The sequence below is a fragment of the Rhizobacter sp. P3_B12 genome (assembly GCF_056402895.1).
Genome location: NZ_JBFUGN010000038.1, coordinates 1 through 16,864, shown reverse-complemented (window position 1 = coordinate 16,864; position 16,864 = coordinate 1). Strand labels below are relative to the sequence as shown.

General features: G+C 66.7%; 16 protein-coding genes and 1 pseudogene. 10 read left to right on the top strand and 7 right to left on the bottom strand.

The features are described from left to right. The 3 genes from AC1D01_RS04240 to AC1D01_RS04230 all read left to right on the top strand — a co-directional run. Window positions 1-1,443 (top strand): RHS repeat domain-containing protein (locus AC1D01_RS04240; protein ID WP_477864833.1); only part of this gene is annotated, 1,443 nt, incomplete at its 5' end. Between the two features lie 40 nt (window positions 1,444-1,483). Further along, window positions 1,484-1,936 (top strand): SEL1-like repeat protein, encoded by a 453-nt coding sequence (locus AC1D01_RS04235; RefSeq protein ID WP_477864832.1) that lies wholly within the window; start codon window positions 1,484-1,486, stop codon window positions 1,934-1,936. Between the two features lie 47 nt (window positions 1,937-1,983). Further along, window positions 1,984-2,217, top strand: coding sequence for an antitoxin (locus AC1D01_RS04230; RefSeq protein ID WP_477864831.1), 234 nt, complete (start codon window positions 1,984-1,986; stop codon window positions 2,215-2,217). Window positions 2,218-2,244: 27 nt separating this feature from the next. On the opposite strand, the gene AC1D01_RS04225 is transcribed toward AC1D01_RS04230, so the two are convergent. The 7 genes from AC1D01_RS04225 to AC1D01_RS04195 all read right to left on the bottom strand — a co-directional run bounded on the left by AC1D01_RS04225 (window position 2,245) and on the right by AC1D01_RS04195 (window position 9,074). After that, a complete protein-coding gene (locus AC1D01_RS04225; RefSeq protein WP_477864830.1) occupies window positions 2,245-4,632 on the bottom strand; it encodes a di-heme oxidoreductase family protein in 2,388 nt (795 codons plus the stop codon). 109 nt (window positions 4,633-4,741) lie between these two features. After that, the gene (locus AC1D01_RS04220; RefSeq protein WP_477864829.1) at window positions 4,742-5,833 is read right to left on the bottom strand and encodes a cupin-like domain-containing protein; all 1,092 of its coding nucleotides are present in this window, start codon (window positions 5,831-5,833) and stop codon (window positions 4,742-4,744) included. After that, window positions 5,830-7,098, bottom strand: coding sequence for an acyltransferase family protein (locus AC1D01_RS04215; RefSeq protein ID WP_477864828.1), 1,269 nt, complete (start codon window positions 7,096-7,098; stop codon window positions 5,830-5,832). Before AC1D01_RS04215 ends, AC1D01_RS04220 begins: the two co-directional genes overlap by 4 nt. Before the next feature lie 223 nt (window positions 7,099-7,321). Beyond that, a complete protein-coding gene (locus AC1D01_RS04210; protein WP_477864827.1) occupies window positions 7,322-7,642 on the bottom strand; it encodes a hypothetical protein in 321 nt (106 codons plus the stop codon). A gap of 46 nt (window positions 7,643-7,688) precedes the next feature. Continuing rightward, window positions 7,689-8,024, bottom strand: a complete 336-nt coding sequence (locus tag AC1D01_RS04205) for a hypothetical protein (RefSeq protein ID WP_477864826.1) — start codon at window positions 8,022-8,024, stop codon at window positions 7,689-7,691. Window positions 8,025-8,124: 100 nt separating this feature from the next. Further along, entirely contained in the window at window positions 8,125-8,427 is a 303-nt protein-coding gene (locus tag AC1D01_RS04200; protein WP_477864825.1) for a hypothetical protein, read from the bottom strand. Next, entirely contained in the window at window positions 8,424-9,074 is a 651-nt protein-coding gene (locus AC1D01_RS04195; protein WP_477864824.1) for a type VI secretion system amidase effector protein Tae4, read from the bottom strand. Before AC1D01_RS04195 ends, AC1D01_RS04200 begins: the two co-directional genes overlap by 4 nt. A 183-nt stretch (window positions 9,075-9,257) precedes the next feature. On the opposite strand from AC1D01_RS04195, the gene AC1D01_RS04190 reads away from it, so the two are divergent. From AC1D01_RS04190 to AC1D01_RS04160, 7 genes and pseudogenes are all read left to right on the top strand, one after another. After that, on the top strand, window positions 9,258-11,537 hold the full coding sequence (locus tag AC1D01_RS04190) for a type VI secretion system Vgr family protein (RefSeq protein ID WP_477864823.1): 2,280 nt from the start codon (window positions 9,258-9,260) through the stop codon (window positions 11,535-11,537). A gap of 8 nt (window positions 11,538-11,545) precedes the next feature. Beyond that, window positions 11,546-12,127, top strand: a complete 582-nt coding sequence (locus AC1D01_RS04185; protein ID WP_477864822.1) for a DUF6484 domain-containing protein — start codon at window positions 11,546-11,548, stop codon at window positions 12,125-12,127. A gap of 21 nt (window positions 12,128-12,148) precedes the next feature. After that, window positions 12,149-13,303: a DUF2169 family type VI secretion system accessory protein gene (locus AC1D01_RS04180; RefSeq protein WP_477864821.1), complete on the top strand. Its 1,155-nt coding sequence runs from the start codon at window positions 12,149-12,151 to the stop codon at window positions 13,301-13,303. Between the two features lie 5 nt (window positions 13,304-13,308). Beyond that, window positions 13,309-14,337: a hypothetical protein gene (locus AC1D01_RS04175; RefSeq protein ID WP_477864820.1), complete on the top strand. Its 1,029-nt coding sequence runs from the start codon at window positions 13,309-13,311 to the stop codon at window positions 14,335-14,337. Next, window positions 14,334-15,398 (top strand): PAAR-like domain-containing protein, encoded by a 1,065-nt coding sequence (locus AC1D01_RS04170; RefSeq protein ID WP_477864819.1) that lies wholly within the window; start codon window positions 14,334-14,336, stop codon window positions 15,396-15,398. The genes AC1D01_RS04175 and AC1D01_RS04170 overlap by 4 nt, the downstream gene beginning before the upstream one ends. A 19-nt stretch (window positions 15,399-15,417) precedes the next feature. Then, window positions 15,418-16,317 carry a hypothetical protein gene (locus AC1D01_RS04165; RefSeq protein ID WP_477864818.1) on the top strand — a complete coding sequence of 300 codons (900 nt, stop codon included), beginning with the start codon at window positions 15,418-15,420 and terminating at the stop codon, window positions 16,315-16,317. Window positions 16,318-16,341: 24 nt separating this feature from the next. Continuing rightward, a pseudogene (locus AC1D01_RS04160) lies at window positions 16,342-16,864 on the top strand (TIGR02270 family protein); the annotation flags it as partial.

The window sequence follows — 16,864 nt, the reverse complement described above, 5'->3', positions numbered from 1 at the left end:
CTGCTCAGCGACATCAAGTGGGAACCGTTCGGTCCGGTGACGAGCTGGAACTGGAACATGGCCAGCGGGACGACGCCGCACGAGCGCTTCTACGAYCTCAGCGGMCGCGTCACGCGCTACCGGCTGGGCAACGTCTTCCGCGACGTGACCTACGACGCGGCCGATCGCATCGTCAGCTTCACGCACCTGAGCGCCAACGACGGCATCCCGCAGCCGGCGCTGGACCAGAGCTTCGGCTACGACGAGAACGACCGGATCACGCAGGTGACGACGGTCGCGAGCAACTGGGCGATCATGTATGACCCGAATGGCAACCGCACCGGCGTGAGCCTGAACGGCAGCCCGAGCGTCTACACCACCGAAGCGACGAGCAACCGGCTCACGAGCATCACGAACCCGGCGAGAAGCTTCGGCTATGACAACGCCGGGAACACGGTCAGCGACAGCCCGAACTACACGGCGACCTATGGCCTGAGCGGCTCACTCGCGAGCATCACGAAGGCGGGCGTCACCGGCACCTACACCTACGACGCCAACAAGCGGCGCATCCGCAAGGTCACCAGCGCGGGCGCTAGCAGCACGGTGATCTTCGTGTATGGGCTCAACGGCGAACTGCTCGGGGAATACGACCAAGCGGGACAAGCGCTGCGCGAATACGTGTGGCTCGACGACATCCCGGTGGCGATGTTCATGCCGGATCCGGCGAATCCCAGCGGCGGACCGCTGGTGTTCTACATCCACGCTGATCACCTCAATGCGCCGCGGCTTGTGGTCGACATGAACAACGCGACTCGCTGGCAATGGCTTGCCGAGCCGTTCGGCACGACCGCGCCCGAGGTCAACCTGAGCGGACTCGGAGTCTTCACGCAGAACCTGCGGTTCCCCGGGCAGTATGCGGATGCGGAGAGCGGGCTGCTCTACAACCATCACCGCTACTACGCACCCGATGGAGGCGTCTACCGGCAAAGCGATCCGATTGGACTTGGTGGAGGAGTAAACACATATACCTACACGTTGAACAACCCGTTGAGCTATGTCGATCCAAACGGACTTGCGAGGTGTGTGGTCAGCATTTTCGGAATCGTGTGTCCACCTTCTACGCCTCCTACTTGGAATCCCGACTTCCCTCAGCCGGTTGCTCCGCCATCCGGCTATCCGCATACGCCCGCACCGCTGCCTGGAAAGCCGATTGCCGACCTGAGGAAACCGAACATCACGCCTTTGAAGCCGGGGCCAGGCGACAACGGTGGTGGCGGCGCCCCCGATGGAAAACGGGCGGCCTGCGTACAGTCCTGTCAGGTCATATATAAAGCCATGTACGACGCATGCTGGATCACGTATTCGGGCGGACGCTCAACCGTTGACATTGAAGGCTTGATCACCTGTATCGGCCAAGCAGACAAGAGCCGCGCCGCATGCATCGAACTCTGTGAATGTGAGTAAAAACATGTTCCCCTCACCAAGATCCACACTGCGCCTGTCAATGGACACTACCGGCAAGGTCGTCTCCATCTATGGACGGTCCTCTCCGGAAAATGACGAGGAAGTTCTTGTATCGACAATCAATCTCGAATCATATGCGGATGAGCAAACGACCCAGAACGTTGTCGGGCAGGTCGTTCTGCAATCGCTCCGGACGCTCTCCGGACTTCCGGGTGCGACGAGCAACGACGATGACATCCTTGCAGTGATCAGACCGGCCGCCGAGGCCGGAGATGCGCGAGCCCAGAGAATCATGGGCAGCTTCTGCGAGAGAAAAGCTCTCGATGCGCGAGATGCAAAGCTTCTGGACGATGCTGAATCCTGGTATCAGCGCGCCGTGGGGCTCGGGGATCAGGACGCACGGCACTACCTTTCGAAGGTGTGGCCTCGGCATCGATTGACGCTTCAAAAGATGATCGAAAACGCCCCCCCCAAGAGCGCCCCCTCGGAATAGAACAACAAACCTCCTACGGAGCCTGCCATACCAATGGTCCAGTTCCAGTGAGCGAACGGCGTACCTCGTTGTTCCGCAACGGGCCCCATCAGGCGGTTCGGATCCCTCGCGAGTTCGAGATGGAAGGATCCGAGGTGCTGATACGCAAGGAATGTGAGCGCCTGATCCTGACGCCCCTCCGAAAGAACCGCTTGCTGGATCTGCTGGCGTCCTGGGAGCAACTGGACGACGATTTGCCCGAACTTGCCGACAGGCCTCCGCAGCCCCGGGACGAACTCTGAGGTCCGCGCCGGGTGCACACATTCGCTTTACAGCGACTCCAGGAACGAGATCACCGCGTCGCGATCCGCCTTGCTGAGTGCCTCGAACTTCGCMCGGCTGCCGCTGCCCTCCCCGCCGTGCCAGCCGATCGCCTCCACCAGCGTTCGAGCCCGCCCGTCGTGCAGGTAGCGCACGCTGCTCGCATCCGCGAAGCCGGTCTCCTTCTGCACGTACTTCAGCGAACCCAGCCCCCACAGCGGCTGGGTGCGCCACAGGCTCGGGCCGGCCTGGCCTTCGGTCATCGTGTCGGCCAGCTCCGCACCCATGTCGTGCAGCAGCACGTCGGTGTAGGGGTGGATGGTCTGGTTGCGCAGTTCCTGGAACGGGTGGTTCGCGCCCGTCTTCAGCTCCGCCTTGTGGCAGCCGGTGCAGCCGGCCTGCGTGAACAGCTGGTTGCCACGCGCAATCGCCGTGCGCAGCGTGTCGGGGATGTCGTGCTCCGGCGGCGTGACCGTGCCGTCGGTGTAGCCGCTCGCGTACTTGCGCTGCGCGGGCACGCCCAGCAGCTGCAGGTACGACGCGATGCGATCGAGTTCCAGGTCGCTGAGCGACGGTGTCGCGGTGCTGGTCTTGCAATCGGCCGCGCCGCGCTGGCAGCTCACTGACTTGAAGGCGGGCGTCGTGACGCCCATGTCCTGCAGGAAAGCGCCTGCGGCCTGTTGCCGCACCGTCGCCTTGCCGGCCTTCCAGCCGTAGCGGCCGAGGTGGCGCTGGCCGGTCTCGGGGTCAATCGACCAGTTGGGAATGCCGCGGATGCCGTCGCCGTTCGCGTCCTGCGGGTCGGCCAGCGCGAGGATGGTGGTCTCGTCCAGCGCCTCGATCAGCCCCATGCCCACCACCTGCGGTGCCTGCCGCACCGACAGCTGCGCGGGCACCGGCCCCTTGAACGCGTAGACCGGCTTCTGCAGTTCGACCGTCTCGCCGCCAGCCAGCGTGCGCACCGTCTTCACGAACGACTGGATCGAGACGCCGTAGTCGGGCGCACCCGTCGTGCGCGACAGCTGCTGCACATTGACGCCATAGGTGGCATCGGGCGTGATGGACGTGCTCGTGCTCGCCGCCGCGGTCAGCACCGCGAACTTGTTCAACGGCGTGCCAACGTCTGCTGCCGGGCTGCGGCCGTTCAGCGTGTGGCAGCCCAGGCAGCGCACTTCGTTGAAGCGCTCGCCAAGCTGGTTGGCATGCGCGGTGAAGACCGGGTTCACCGTCGGGCTCTCGGAGTGCTTGCCGTCGAGGAACGAGGTGTGGAACAGCCGGCGCCCTTCGACGAAGCGCTGCATGTTGGCGATGCCGATGTTGTTGGCGGTCTGCTGGAACACGCGGTGCGGCTCTTCCGAATAGTTGTACGAGACGCTGGCCTGGCCGCCCAGCAGCGCGTCGTCGGGCAGCGGGGTGGTGTCGAGCTTGGGCGCGATGCCGTACCACGGCACCATGCCCTTGCCGACCACGTAGAGCTGCTCGAACGAGTAGTCGCGGTTGTGGCCGCCGTCGATCAGCGCGATGTCGGTGCCGGGCGTGTAGTCGAGGAACACGCCGGGCGACATCTCGATCTTGTCGCCGACCTTCAGCTTGTTGTTCGCCCGCGTGATGCCCTGGTACTGCGCCTCGTCGGCCATGCGCCAGTAGTCGGTGATGCTCTGCGCCACGCACAGGTCGGCGATGGCGGTGGCGGGGTTGCAGCGCTGCGTGCCGTCCTTCGGGTTCGTGTAGCCGACGCCCATCTTCCAGCCGTACTCGATGACGTTCGGGTCCAGCCGGCGGAATGCGCTGAAGCTGTTGTTGATCATCGTGCCGACGTTCGGCTTCAGGTAGGCGGTGATCTTCTGGCGGCCGGCCGGCACCTCGTCGCGGATCACCAGGCCGAAGGTGCGGTTCTGGAAGTAGAACGGCGGGAAGGCGAAGTAGCTGCCCGGGCCCTTGTCGACGGTGTCGGTCCACGGCTCGCCACCTTCGCGCGCATGGCGAGGCGTCGGGCGGAAGCCGGCGTAGGTGACGAGCGTGCCGTCGGCTTCGGTGACCTGGATCTGCTCGGTCACCGGGGTGCTGCTGGTGAACAGCGGCACGTAGTCGGTGGCACCGGAGTCGGTCGGCGCCGGTGCGGGCGCTGCCGTGGGAGTCGGTGCAGGGGCCGGCGCAGGGCCTGCCGTGGGAGCCGGAGCAGGTGCCGGTGCGGGRGCAGGCGMCGGAGCGGGTGCGGGAGAGGGAGCGGGCGCATTGCTCGTCGGCGGCGGGCTCGCCGCGGGACTCGAATCGTCACCGCCGCCCGAACCGCAGGCCGACAGCGCCATCGCCGCGCTGAACAACATGGCCACCGTGGCGAGTGCCTGCGATCTGCTGCTCGGCCCTGCGCCTGCGAACGTCTGCTTCTGCTTCATGGAATCCTCCCGTTTGCGATCGGCTGATACGGGCGGTTACCTGCCCGTGCTCGTGTTCGATTTGTTCGAGCACCAATTGCAAGAGGCATTCCAGACAGAGAGCGTCACTTCACCAGTTGTGAATCTCCGCATTCACATACGTGAAGTCATTCGGGATCGCCAGGTTCGAGTACGAGAAGGACAGGCTCACGTCCAGCGAGGTCACCTGGTGCCACCAGCCGAGCGGCAGGAACATCGTCTCGCCGGGTTCGACGATCACCTCCAGCACCTTCACGCTCGCGAAATCGGGGTGGCGCACCAGGTCGGGTGCGTCGAGGTCGATCGGGCTGTAGACGCGGAAATGGTTGTAGAGCTTGGGCGTCTCCAGCGGCGAGATGAAGCGCCAGCGCTTGCGGCCGACGATCTGCGTGTGCATCAGCATCAGCGTGTCGTGGTGCAGCGGCGTGCGCGTACCGGCCGGGCCGAACCAGAACGACGAGCGCGCCGCCAGCTGCGCCGGATCGCAGATCTCGGGCAGCGTGCCGATGTCTTTCAGCAGCGGTGCGAACTCGGGGCGCCGCAGCACCTCGTTGTTGGCGGTCAGGTAGTAGTCGTTGGTCGCACCGCCGGCCAGCACCTGGTCGACGAAGGTGCCGAGCCGCAGCGTGCGCCGGTGCTCCAGCTTGTTCTGCTCGTAGTTCGAGTCGGCGTTGCGCTCGGCCTGGATCTCCACGTCGAGGTGGCCGAAGCGGGTCTTCAGGTCCTGCGGCGACCAGCGCGTGACGGCCGGCCRGTCGCGCGCCGCTTCGGTCAGCACCAGCGGGCGGCTGCCGCGCACGTAGCGCTCGATGAACTCGTCGCGCGAGACGTGGCTGCGCTTCTCGACCCGCCCGTAGTGCGGCGACGATTCCCACAGCTTCTGCTGGTTGGCGAGCACCGATTCGAACTTGCGCTGCATCTGCTGGTAGCGCTTGGCCGCGAGGTAGGCCGGGTCGCTGTCCATGCGCACGATCGCCGCCTCGCTCTCGGCGCGCGACAGGCCGGCGGCCGTCATCGTCTGCAGCATCGATTCCATCGCGCAGTTGCGCAGCTTGTTCTCGGCCACCCATTGCAGCCAGCCGTTGTCGACGGGGCGGTGCTGGGGTTGGGGGACAGCTTGGGTCGGGGCCTGGGCCTGGAACTCGCGCGGGCGCGGCGCGGGCATCAGCGTGGAAGAGCTCATGGCAGGGCGGGTCTCGGTTGGGGTTGGAGGGATGCTGCCGATGCGGCGGCGGTGTCCGATGTGCCAGGGCCGCCCGCGCCGCGCAGGCGGCGGCGCCACGGCACTTCGATGAAGCGGTAGCACAGCACCGAAGCGGCCACCGTGCCGAGCAGGAACAGCAGGTGCACCGCGGGCGTGCCGGCCGCGCCGAGCCAGCCCAGGCGCAGGAAGGTCGTCACCGACCAGTGGATGATGTACAGCGCATAGCTCGCCTCGCCCAGCAGCACCATCCACGGTTGCTGCAGCAGCGCGCTGAGGAAGGTGCGCCCCGACGCCACCGCGAGGATCAGCGCGCTGAACGGCACGATGAAGATGCCGTACTTCATCGCCACGTCGAGCAGCCAGCGCCACATCTCGGGGCCGGTGTAGTCAGGCAGGCCGATGCGCACGCCCGCGGCCACGAGGGCCGCCAGCACGATCGCGTCGCGCACGCGGCGGGCACGGGCATCGGTGCCGGTCAGCCAGGCAGCGCGCGGCCAGGTGCCGGCCTGCAGCTGCAGGAACACGAGGCCGGTCAGGCAGCCGCCGAGGAATTCGCTGTAGCGCAGCAAGGGGTTGTAGACGAGCACGATGTACTGCGTCTGCCCCTCGGCGTGCAGCACCAGGTTCATCCACCAGATCACGGCCACGTAGGCGCCGATGCCCAGCGCGACGGTGGCAGCCAGCAGCAGCGCGAGGCCGCGCAGGCGCAGCCGCAGGCGCAGCAGGCCGGCGCACAGGAACGGGAAGGTCGCGTAGAAGAAGAACTCGGCCGCCACGCTCCAGGCCGGCGTGTTCCAGAACATCGCGAACGGCACTGCCGGCACCCAGGCCTGCAGGCCGACCAGGTTCAGCAGCCACGAGGCCCACCAGGTCTGGCCGACATCGGCCAGTTGCCCCGCCTGCGCGCGCTCGACGATGTGCCACGGCGTGTCGAGCAGCAGCCCGAGCAGGTAGATCGGGTAGATGCGGGCGAAGCGGAAGCGCTGGAAGCGCCAGAAGCTGCCATCGCTGACGCCACCGGCGAACCATTCGTGATACCGATAGGTCAGGATGAAGCCGCTCAGGATGAAGAAGAACGTGACGCCGTACTGGCCGCCGACGATCGCGCGCAGCACGCCGTCGGGCAGCGGCCCGAGCAGGTCGCGGTAGTGCAGCACCAGCACCGCGAAGGCCGCGATGAAGCGCAGGCTGGTCAATTCGGGCAGGTGATCCTGCGGGGCGGCTTTCGCGCCGGGCAATGCCATGAAGATCCCTCCGATGCGGTCGACGCGGGCGTCCTGGGTGGCGCCCGTCTGCCCTCTTCCATTGCGCCGGGAATGTTACGGGCGCCGGGGGGCGTTGGACAACGGGGAATTGCCGGATCGGGGCGTGGAGGCGTAACGGTTGGTGAGCGCGGGGCGATTGACGCCGGCGTCTCAGCCGGACATCGAGACAGCCTCATCAGGCTCATCCACCGACTTTGCTGCGTCATCTGCCAGGCCAGACATAGGGACGAGCAAAGAAAAGCACGGTGCCGACGACCAAAAAAGCAAACACGATGGCTGTCCGCTGGATCGACCATGACCGAGCTCGCGCGAAATAGGCCGCGACAGAGAAGCCGATCGATGGCAGCAGGCAGGCCACCAGAATGAGAGGTCCGAGCCACCATGGGCCGCAATGCTCTACGTCGCAACCAGAGGGTGCCGATCGGCTCGCCCAATCGGAGTGGCTCAAGGCGTAGAGACAAACCCAGGTCAAGGCAAGTCCTGCCACCAGTCCGAGGAATGTCGCAAAAAAAAATCGCTTCATCAGTTCATCGGCGCAGCTAGGAGCCCAATGTCTTCATAGAGCATGCTTAACCGATGAAGGAATAGACGTAGAAGGACACGGTGGCAGCCACCAGCAACGCGAACACGCCGGCTGTCTTGCGGGCCCGCCACATCCGGGCCGCAGCCAGGTAGCCGGAAGCGGCGAACACCACAGCAGGAAACAGGTAGTACGCAAGCATGAGCGGGCCCAACCACCATGCGCTGCAATCTTCGATGCGGCAACCAAAGAACGGCTTCGGCTGCGGCAGATTCGCGTGGCTCAAGGTGTAGCCGCAAAGCCAAGTCCAGAACAAGCCGACGACGAATGCGGCACATGTGGCCGGAACGAGCTTGAACAAACTGCCAAGTTCAGCCGTGTTCATTTCGTATCGCCAATCAACCGGATACGAGATGGGGGCAGAGGGCATAGAGGCCGGACACGACGCCTCCAAGAGCAGCAGCGAAACGGCTCATCAGTGCAGTTCAGAGATACGGGCGAACCATGAAAAACACTGCCGCAATCACCAGCAGCCCGAAGACAACGAACGTCTTGCGACGAGGCCACGCCCGGGCCACTGACAAGTAGCCGGCAATCGCGAATCCGACAGTTGGAATCAGATACAAGGCGACACCCAGCGGCAACGCCCACCATGGACCGCAATGTTCCGCGTCGCACCCTCTGCCGGTCTTGGGCGAGAGATTGGCATGGCTGAGCGTGTACAGGCAAAACCAGGTCAAGGCAAGACCGGCGGCGAAGCCGACGAACGCAGCGAGGAATCGCCTCATCGGATCTCCCAAAACAAAATGACCTCGGAATTGTCCAGGTTTGAAAAGTACGGATCCGAAGGATCGAGAGGATTCACCAGACTCGACATGCCCACTCGAAAGCGCAATATCGACGCAAACGATGGAGTGAGAGTCGACTTGTTCCACAGATCGATGTGGTCGCCGGTCGGGCTCTTTTCACCCGGCCGCGGCCAATAGTTCGCAAAGAACGCGATCCCCCTGCGCCCCTTGATCTTCTCCTGCCACTCCTTGCCCGTCACGTTCTCCGGCTTCAGCGGCAACCCGATCAAGTGCTGCGTCTTCAGCCAGGCCGCCAGTTCCTCGGCGCGGATCGCCAGCCGCTTGCCGTCGACGGTCACGGTTGCACCGCGAAACGATTTCATGTCGACGCCCGCCGCATGCAGCGCGACGCTGACCTTGATCGCGCACTGGTTCTCGAAGCCCTTCGGCGGATCGCCCGACTTGTCCACGTAAGGCTTGCTGCTCGGGTACCCCTGCCACAGCTTGTCGAACGTCAACTCCGGCGGCTTCGGCTCGGCCTTGTGCCGGGTCGGCCCGGGCGGGTCCGTCCGGTGCAGGCACGCCGTGCCGCTGTCGGGTCGCTCCGAGCTGGTCACACAAATCGGTCCGGGTTTTCTTGCGCCCATCTTGTTGTCTCCTCACCTGACCGGCCTTCCGGCCTGCGTGGATGCTAGGCCAAACCACCCCCACGAGCGCCCCGCCCCGGGGGGTACATGACTTTCGTCGCTTTACCCCCCGGGCGGCTTTTCCTACTCTGAGGACCATGGTGCACCGTCCGTGCGCCCTTCGTCTGCACAGCAAGCGCACCCATGGCCAATCCCATCACGCTGAGTTCACCGCTTCCGGCTGAAGACCTGTTCTTCGAGTCGATGACGTACGCGACCGGCCTGAGCTCGCTGGGCGACATGCAGTTGTCGCTGCTGAGCGAGAAGCCCGACCTCAAACCGCAGGACCTGCTCGGCAAGCTCGTCACCGTCAACGTGACGCTCGCCAACGGCAGCAAGCGCCACTACAACGGCTACGTCACCCGCTTCGGCCTCGGCGGGCACAAGGGCCGCTACTTCGGCTACCGCGCCACCGTGCGGCCCTGGCTGTGGTTCCTGACCCGCACCACCGATTGCCGCATCTTCCAGGACATGACGGTGCCCGACATCGTCAAGAAGGTGTTCGGCGACCACGGCGTCGCAAGCTTCGAGCCCAAGCTGTTCCGCTCGTACCAGCCGTGGACGTACTGCGTGCAGTACCGCGAGAGCGACTACAACTTCATCGCACGGCTGCTGGAGCACGAGGGCATCTACTGGTACTTCGAGCACACCGACGGCGCGCACAAGCTGATCCTCGTCGACTCGCAGAGCGCGCACGACGCGGCGCCCGGCTACGAGAGCATGCGCTACATCGAAGACAGCTCGAGCGCGCCGCCCGACCAGGAGTACGTCTCCGACTGGGTGTTCGACGAATCGGTGCGCACCGGCAAGACGGTGATGACGAGCTACGACTTCGAGCGGCCGTCGACCTCGCTGGAAGTCGAGACCGCCAACACCCGCTCGCACGAACTCGCCGACTACGAGAGCTTCGACTACCAGGGCGACTACGTGCAGAAGGCCGACGGCTCGCAGTGGGCCGAGAACCGCATGGACGAGGTCCAGGCGCGCTACACGCAGCTGCGCGGCGCGTCGAACGCGCTGGGCCTGAAGGTCGGCTGCAACCTGAAGCTCACCAAGCACCCGCGCGAAGACCAGAACAGCGAGTACCTGGTCACCGCGATGTCGGTGAAGGCCGAGCTCGGCATTCATGACTCGAGCGGCGCCGGTGCCGGCTTCCACTGCGCCTTCTCGGCGATCCCGAGCAAGCAGCAGTTCCGCCCGCAGCGCGTCACGCCCAAGCCCTTCGTGCAGGGCCCGCAGACCGCGGTCGTGGTGGGCCCCGGCGGCGAGGAGATCTTCACCGACAAGTACGGCCGCGTGAAGGTGCAGTTCCATTGGGACCGCTACGGCCAGAACAACGAGAAGAGCTCGTGCTGGGTGCGCGTGTCGTCGCCGTGGGCCGGCAAGAACTTCGGCGGCATCTCGATCCCGCGCATCGGCCAGGAAGTGGTCGTCGGCTTCCTCGAGGGCGACCCCGACCAGCCGCTGATCACCGGCCGCGTCTACAACGCCGAGCAGATGCCGCCGTGGGACCTGCCGGCCAATGCCACGCAGTCGGGCATCCTGACGCGCTCGTCCAAGGGCGGCGGCTACGGCAATGCCAACGCGATCCGCTTCGAGGACAAGCAGGGCGCCGAGCAGCTGTGGCTGCACGCCGAGAAAGACCAGCTGATCGAGGTCGAGAACGACGAGGCCAAGTGGGTCGGCCACGACCGCACGAAGACCATCGACCACGACGAAACGGTGCACGTCAAGCACGACCGCACCGAGACGGTCGACAACAACGAGACCATCACGATCGGCGTCGACCGCACCGAGAAGGTCGGCAACAACGAAGACATCACGATCGGCGTCAACCGCAACGAGAAGGTCGGCAGCAACGAGACCATCGCGATCGGCGTGAACCGCACCGAGACGGTGGGCGCCAACGAGACGATCACGATCGGCAGCAACCGCACCGTGAGCATCGGCGCCAGCAAGACCGAGACGGTCGCGCTGCAGCGCACGCGCGCGGTCGGCATCAACGAGACGGTGGCGATCGGCGCCGCGCAGGAAGTGGTGGTCGGTGCCGCGCAGACCATCTCGGTGGGTGCGACGCGCTCGGTCTCGGTGGGCATCAACGAAAGCCACTCGATCGGCGCCAAGCAGAGCATCGACGTCGGCTCCGACCGCAGCCTGAGCGTCGGCGGCAAGCAGAGCGTGCAGGTGGCCAAGGCCCGCAACACCACCATCGGCGAGGACAACACGCTGAAGGTGGGCAAGAACTACGTGCTCGAGGCGGCCGACTCCATCACGCTGAAGACCGGCAGCTCGAGCATCACGATGAAGAAAGACGGCACGATCACCATCAAGGGCAAGGACATCACGGTGGAGGGCTCGGGCAAGATCAACGTGAAGGCGAGCAGCGACATCGTGATGAAGGGCTCCAAGATTCTGCAGAACTGAGGCACACGATGAGCGGCCGCGACACGCTGGACCAACAACTTCTCGCAGCGCACGCGCGCGAGGAAGCCACACCCCTCTCTTCGATCGGAGGCTCGACGGTCGAGCCGGTCGATGCGCTGCAGCCCCTGCTGCAGTCGCGCGCGGCGGTGCTGCGCAGCGAGCCGCTGCCGTCGGTCGTGGTCGGCGAGCTGATCGCGATCACCGACGACGGCGCGACGCCGCTGGTGCTCTACCCGGGCCAGCCGGGCACGGCCGCGCTGCGCGCCAGGGCGGTGCTCGACCTGCACGGCGCGCACATCGGCGCGCAGGTGACGCTGATGTTCGAGAACGGCGATGCGGCCTTGCCGATCGTCACCGGCGTGCTGCGCCCGGCCGCCGGCTGGCCGCTCGCCGACCGGCCCGACCAGGTGCAGCTCGACAGCGACGGCCAGCGCATGCTGGTCAGTGCGAAGAAAGAGCTCACGCTGCGCTGCGGCAAGGCCAGCATCACGCTGACCGAGGCCGGCAAGGTGCTGATCCAGGGCAGCTACGTGTCGAGCCGCTCGACCGGCGTCAACCGCATCAAGGGCGGCTCGGTGCAACTGAACTGACCGCACCGCTGCAGTACCCACATGGAGCTGATCAACGCCACCCGCATGACGGCGGGCTACAACATGGGCCTCGAGCCGAGCGGCCGCGAGTCGCTCGTGGTCGTCATCAAGGGCACCTTCCGATTCCCGCAGGCCGGCGAGCCGGCCACGCATTTCGCACTGCATGAGGAACAACTGCCGCTGGTGATGGCCGACACCTTCACCGGCGAGCCGGGGCTGTCGGCGCCGGTGTACGAGGTCGATTTCGCGCCGCGCAAGCAGCGGGTCGACGTGCTGCTGCTGGGCAGCGCGCACGCGCCGCACGGGCGGCCGGCCACGCGCGTGGAGACCGGCATCCGCATCGGCAACTGGAGCAAGCGCATCGCGGTGGTCGGCGCGCGGCAATGGGATTGCGGCCTGGCCACGCTGCGCGCGACGCCGGCCGAGCCGTTCGTCACGCAGCCGATCAGCTACGACGTGGCCTATGGCGGCGCCGACCTGGCGCATGAAGACCCGTCGCAGCATGCGGCCTGCATGGCCAACCCGGTGGGCGTGGGCTTCCACAAGCACCTGAAGAAGGCCTGGGTCGACGGCAAGCCGCTGCCGCGCACCGAGGAGATCGGGCGCAGCATCAGCGACCCCGACAGCGACTACGCGCCGATGTCGTACGGGCCGCTCGGGCGCGGCTGGTCGTCGCGTTCGCGCTTTGCCGGCACCTACGACGACGAGTGGCTCGACAAGCACTTCCCCTTCCTGCCGCCGGATTTCGACGCGCAGTACTTCCAGGCGGCGCCGCTGGACCAGCAGCTGCCGCTGGAGTCGTTCGCCGGTGGGCCGGTGGAGGTGGCGCTGGCGAACCTGACGCCTGAAGGGCTGACGCGCTTCACGATCCCGAACCTGGTGGCGCCGGTGCACGTGTTCCCGAAGAACGGGGCGCGCGAGGACTACACCGCGACGCTCGACACCATCGTGATCGAGCCGGAACTGCAGCGCTTCAGCCTGACGTGGCGCGTGGCGCGGCCGTTGAAGCGCAGCCTGCACGAGATCGCGCAGGTGCTGGTCGGCAAGAAGGGCCGCGAGTGGTGGCAGCAGCGCGACGTCGTCAGCTTCCCGATCCCGGTCGTCATGGTGCCGATGGAACGCCCCGATCCCGCTGCCGTCCCGGCCATTGACCCTGCCATCGCAGCCGCGCCCTGATCCCTATGCCACTCGCTTCGATTGCCCTCCTGCACACCGGCCTGGTGACGAGCATCGGCCAGGATGCCGCGTCCGCCTGCGCCGCCATGCGCGCCAAGTTGGCCAACCCGACCGAGACACGCTTCATGGGCTCGGGCGGCGAGTGGATCCAGGCGCACCAGGTCGAGCTCGAAAGCGCCGAGCGCGGCCTCGAGAAACTCGCCGTGATGGCTGCGCTGTCGATCGAGGAATGCCTGGCCGGCGTACCGCGCGCCGAGTGGGCGGGCATGCCGCTGCTGCTCTGCGTGGCCGAGCGCGAGCGGCCGGGCCGCTTGGCCGGCCTGGACGAGCGCCTGTTCGCGCGCATCCAGCAGCTGCTGGAGGTGCAGTTCGCCCGTGAATCGGCGGTGGTCGCGCACGGCCGGGTGGCCACTGCGGTGGCGCTCGGGCAGGCGCGCAAGCTGATCCTCGAGCAGGGCTTGGCGCGCGTGCTCGTCGCCGCGGCCGATGGCCTGCTGCACTGGCCGACGCTGCGCGAGCTCGATCGCGCCGGGCGCCTGCTGGGCCCGGACAACTCGAACGGCTTCATGCCGGGCGAGGCGGCCGGCGCCTTGCTGCTCGGAGCGCCCTCGGCCACGCCGCAGCTGCTGTGCCACGGCATCGGCTTCGGCGTCGAGGCGGCGCACATCGCCTCGGACGAACCCCTGCGCGCCGACGGCCTGACCACCGCGATCAAGGCCGCGCTGGCCGATGCCGGCTGTGCGCTGCACGACATCGACTACCGCATGGCCGACCTGTCCGGCGAGCAGTACTACTTCAAGGAAGCGGCACTCGCGATGACGCGCACGCTGCGTCAGCGCAAGGAAGAGTTCGACCTCTGGCACCCGGCCGAGAGCATCGGCGAGACCGGCGCGAGCGCCGGCATCGCGATGCTGGCGCTGGCCGACATGGCCTGCCGCAAGGCCTTCAGCCCCGGGCCGCGGCTGCTTGCCCACATGGCCAACGACGGTGGCCAGCGCGCCGCCGCGATCTTCAGTTTCGGGACGGCGGCATGAGCAACGAGGTCTATGCCAACAACATGGAGGTCTCCTGCAAGGCGGCCGCCGGCAAGTCGATCGCGGCTTTCCCCGACGTGTGCTTCACGCCGCCGCAGACGCCAGCCACGCCGCCCGGCGTGCCGATCCCGTACCCGAACACCGGCATGGCGTCGGACTGCACCGACGGCTCGACCTCGGTGAAGATCTCCGGCAAGGAGGTGATGCTCAAGAACAAGTCGTACTTCAAGAAGAGCAGCGGCGACGAGGCAGGCTCGGCGCCGAAGAAGGGCGTCGTCACCAGCAAGAACACCGGCAAGGTGTACTTCAATGCCTGGTCGATGGACGTCAAGGTGGAAGGCGAGAACGTCGTGCGCAACCTCGACGTGATGACGCACAACCACGGTTCGATGCCGGGCAACACGCCGACCTGGCCCTACATCGATGCGGCGACCGCGCCGAAGGGCGGTGCCTGCTCGAAGGAGAAGAAGGCCGAGGAGGACGCCTGCAGCGGCAAGACCGGCGACGAGCAATGCGCCGACGAGGATTGCCAGAAGGCTCGCAAGTGCATGCTGGTGCCCTACCAGCCCGACAAGCGTGCCGGCCAGGGCGGCTGCTGCCCCGGCAAGACGCCGCACCACCTGGTCGAGGTGCACTGCTTCACCGAGGTCGGCGCGCGGGCCAGCGGCGACCGCGTGCGCGGCTTCGCGAAGTACGACGACAAGAAGGCGCCCTGCGTCTGCTGCGACGAGTCTTCGCGCTACAAGGGCGACCACGGCAGCATGCATGCGGTGCAGAACGTGCATGAGCGCGATCACATGGATCCGGACGGGCCGCGCAGCCAGATGGGCGGCGATGGCAGCTGGAACTACGGCGCGGCCAAGGAGGGCGCGATGACGGCACACGCCGCCACCTTCGCCGACTCGAACTGCCGTGAAGGCTGCATCGAGGCGCAGCTCGACGCCTATCATGAGAAAGTGGGCGTCAAGGACGACAGCACCAAGCTGCGCGCCGACCGCTCGCCGCTGAAGGACAAGCAGAAGCGTCAGGGCCGCAAGGTCCTCGATGACGCTTCATTCTGATTCTGGAGATTTCCGACCCATGGCCAAGCCCAAGCCCTCTTCGCCCCACATGACGTTCGCGCAATCCGCGGTCGGCTCGCGCGACCGCATCTGGTTCGTCGCCGAGGAAGAAGACGACTCGCGCGTGCTGCAGTTGAAGGGCGGCAAGTGGTTCGTCAAGACACCCGAGTGGCCGGTGGCCTCGATCTGCGGCGTCGACAAGGGCAACGGTCAGTTCGAGGTGCTGGCGCTCGGCCTGGATGGCGAGTTGCTGGTCGGCATCCCGGGCGGGTTCTCCGAGTCGCACGTCGATCCGCAGGCCAAGGGCCCGGATCGCTACGGCGCGATGCGCGACATCCGCTGGGTCGGCAGCGACGTCTTCGCCGTCGGGATGTCGCGCCAGGCCTACCGCCGCAGCGGCGGTGCCTGGCAGGCCATCTCCGGCGCCATCCATGCGCAAAAGGGCGAGAGCACCGGTTTCAATTCGGTCCACGGGCTGACGCCGCAGGCGGTCTACGCGGTAGGCTTCGGCGGTGAGATCTGGCTGTACGACGGCAGCGCCTGGCGCCAACTCGACAGTCCGACCTCGGTTGCGCTGCAGCGCGTGCTGGTCACGCCGTCGGGACATGCGCTGATGTGCGGCGCTGCGGGCGTGCTCCTGCAAGCCGCGGGCGACCGTTCGACGACGATCCAGAACGAGGTCACGCRCGACAACCTCTATGGCCTGACCCTGTTCAAGGGCAAGGCCTTCGTCGCCAGCCTGACCGGCCTCTACCTGATCGGTCCGAAGGGTCTCGAGGCGGTGGACACCGGCCTGCCGGGGCCGTTGACCTTCGGCCACCTGGAGTCCGATGCCGACGTCATCTGGAGCGTCGGTGCCAGGCACCTGCTGAGCAGCGAGGACGGGGTGACCTGGACGCAGGTGATGTGCAATGTCTGAGCGGCTGTCCCACGCCACCCGGTCATGCTGAGCGTCGCCCGCCGCACCATCGAGGTCGTGCTGTCGCAGCACGTCGAGGACGCCGCGCTGCAGCGCAACGTCCGCTCGGTGCTGGTGCGTGCGCCGCACCTGCGGCTGAACCGCCTGCAGCGGCTCGACGAGCGCCTCGCAGCCAGCCTGGACGGCATCGCGCAGGCCGGCGACGACGGGCTTCGCGCCTGTGCCGCCGCGCTCGACACGCCGGGCGCCGGCCAGGTCTTCACGGCCACCGTGCGGGCGATCGAAGGCCGCAGCGCGCCGATGCTCGACCGGCTGTTCGCGTTGACCGCGGCGCTGCCGGAAGCGCGTGCCGGGCTGGTGTCGGCCTTTGGCTGGGTGTCGGCCCAGTCGCTGCGCGGAATCACGAAGGCCTTGCTGGATTCGCCCGAGACCCTGCAGCGCGACGTCGGCCTGGCCGCCTGCGCGATGCACGGCGTCAACCCAGGGCCGGCGCTCGAGACAGCGCTCGCCGCGGGCGCGTCGCCGGTCTCGACCCATGCGGTGCGCG

Coding starts and splice junctions, on each gene's coding strand:
- AC1D01_RS04235 (WP_477864832.1), top strand. CDS start 1,484: ATGGACACTACCGGCAAGGTCGTCTCCATCTATGGACGGTCCTCTCCG.
- AC1D01_RS04210 (WP_477864827.1), bottom strand. CDS start 7,642: ATGAAGCGATTTTTTTTTGCGACATTCCTCGGACTGGTGGCAGGACTT.
- AC1D01_RS04190 (WP_477864823.1), top strand. CDS start 9,258: ATGGCCAATCCCATCACGCTGAGTTCACCGCTTCCGGCTGAAGACCTG.
- AC1D01_RS04185 (WP_477864822.1), top strand. CDS start 11,546: ATGAGCGGCCGCGACACGCTGGACCAACAACTTCTCGCAGCGCACGCG.
- AC1D01_RS04195 (WP_477864824.1), bottom strand. CDS start 9,074: ATGGGCGCAAGAAAACCCGGACCGATTTGTGTGACCAGCTCGGAGCGA.
- AC1D01_RS04180 (WP_477864821.1), top strand. CDS start 12,149: ATGGAGCTGATCAACGCCACCCGCATGACGGCGGGCTACAACATGGGC.
- AC1D01_RS04215 (WP_477864828.1), bottom strand. CDS start 7,098: ATGGCATTGCCCGGCGCGAAAGCCGCCCCGCAGGATCACCTGCCCGAA.
- AC1D01_RS04200 (WP_477864825.1), bottom strand. CDS start 8,427: ATGAGGCGATTCCTCGCTGCGTTCGTCGGCTTCGCCGCCGGTCTTGCC.
- AC1D01_RS04175 (WP_477864820.1), top strand. CDS start 13,309: ATGCCACTCGCTTCGATTGCCCTCCTGCACACCGGCCTGGTGACGAGC.
- AC1D01_RS04170 (WP_477864819.1), top strand. CDS start 14,334: ATGAGCAACGAGGTCTATGCCAACAACATGGAGGTCTCCTGCAAGGCG.
- AC1D01_RS04205 (WP_477864826.1), bottom strand. CDS start 8,024: ATGAACACGGCTGAACTTGGCAGTTTGTTCAAGCTCGTTCCGGCCACA.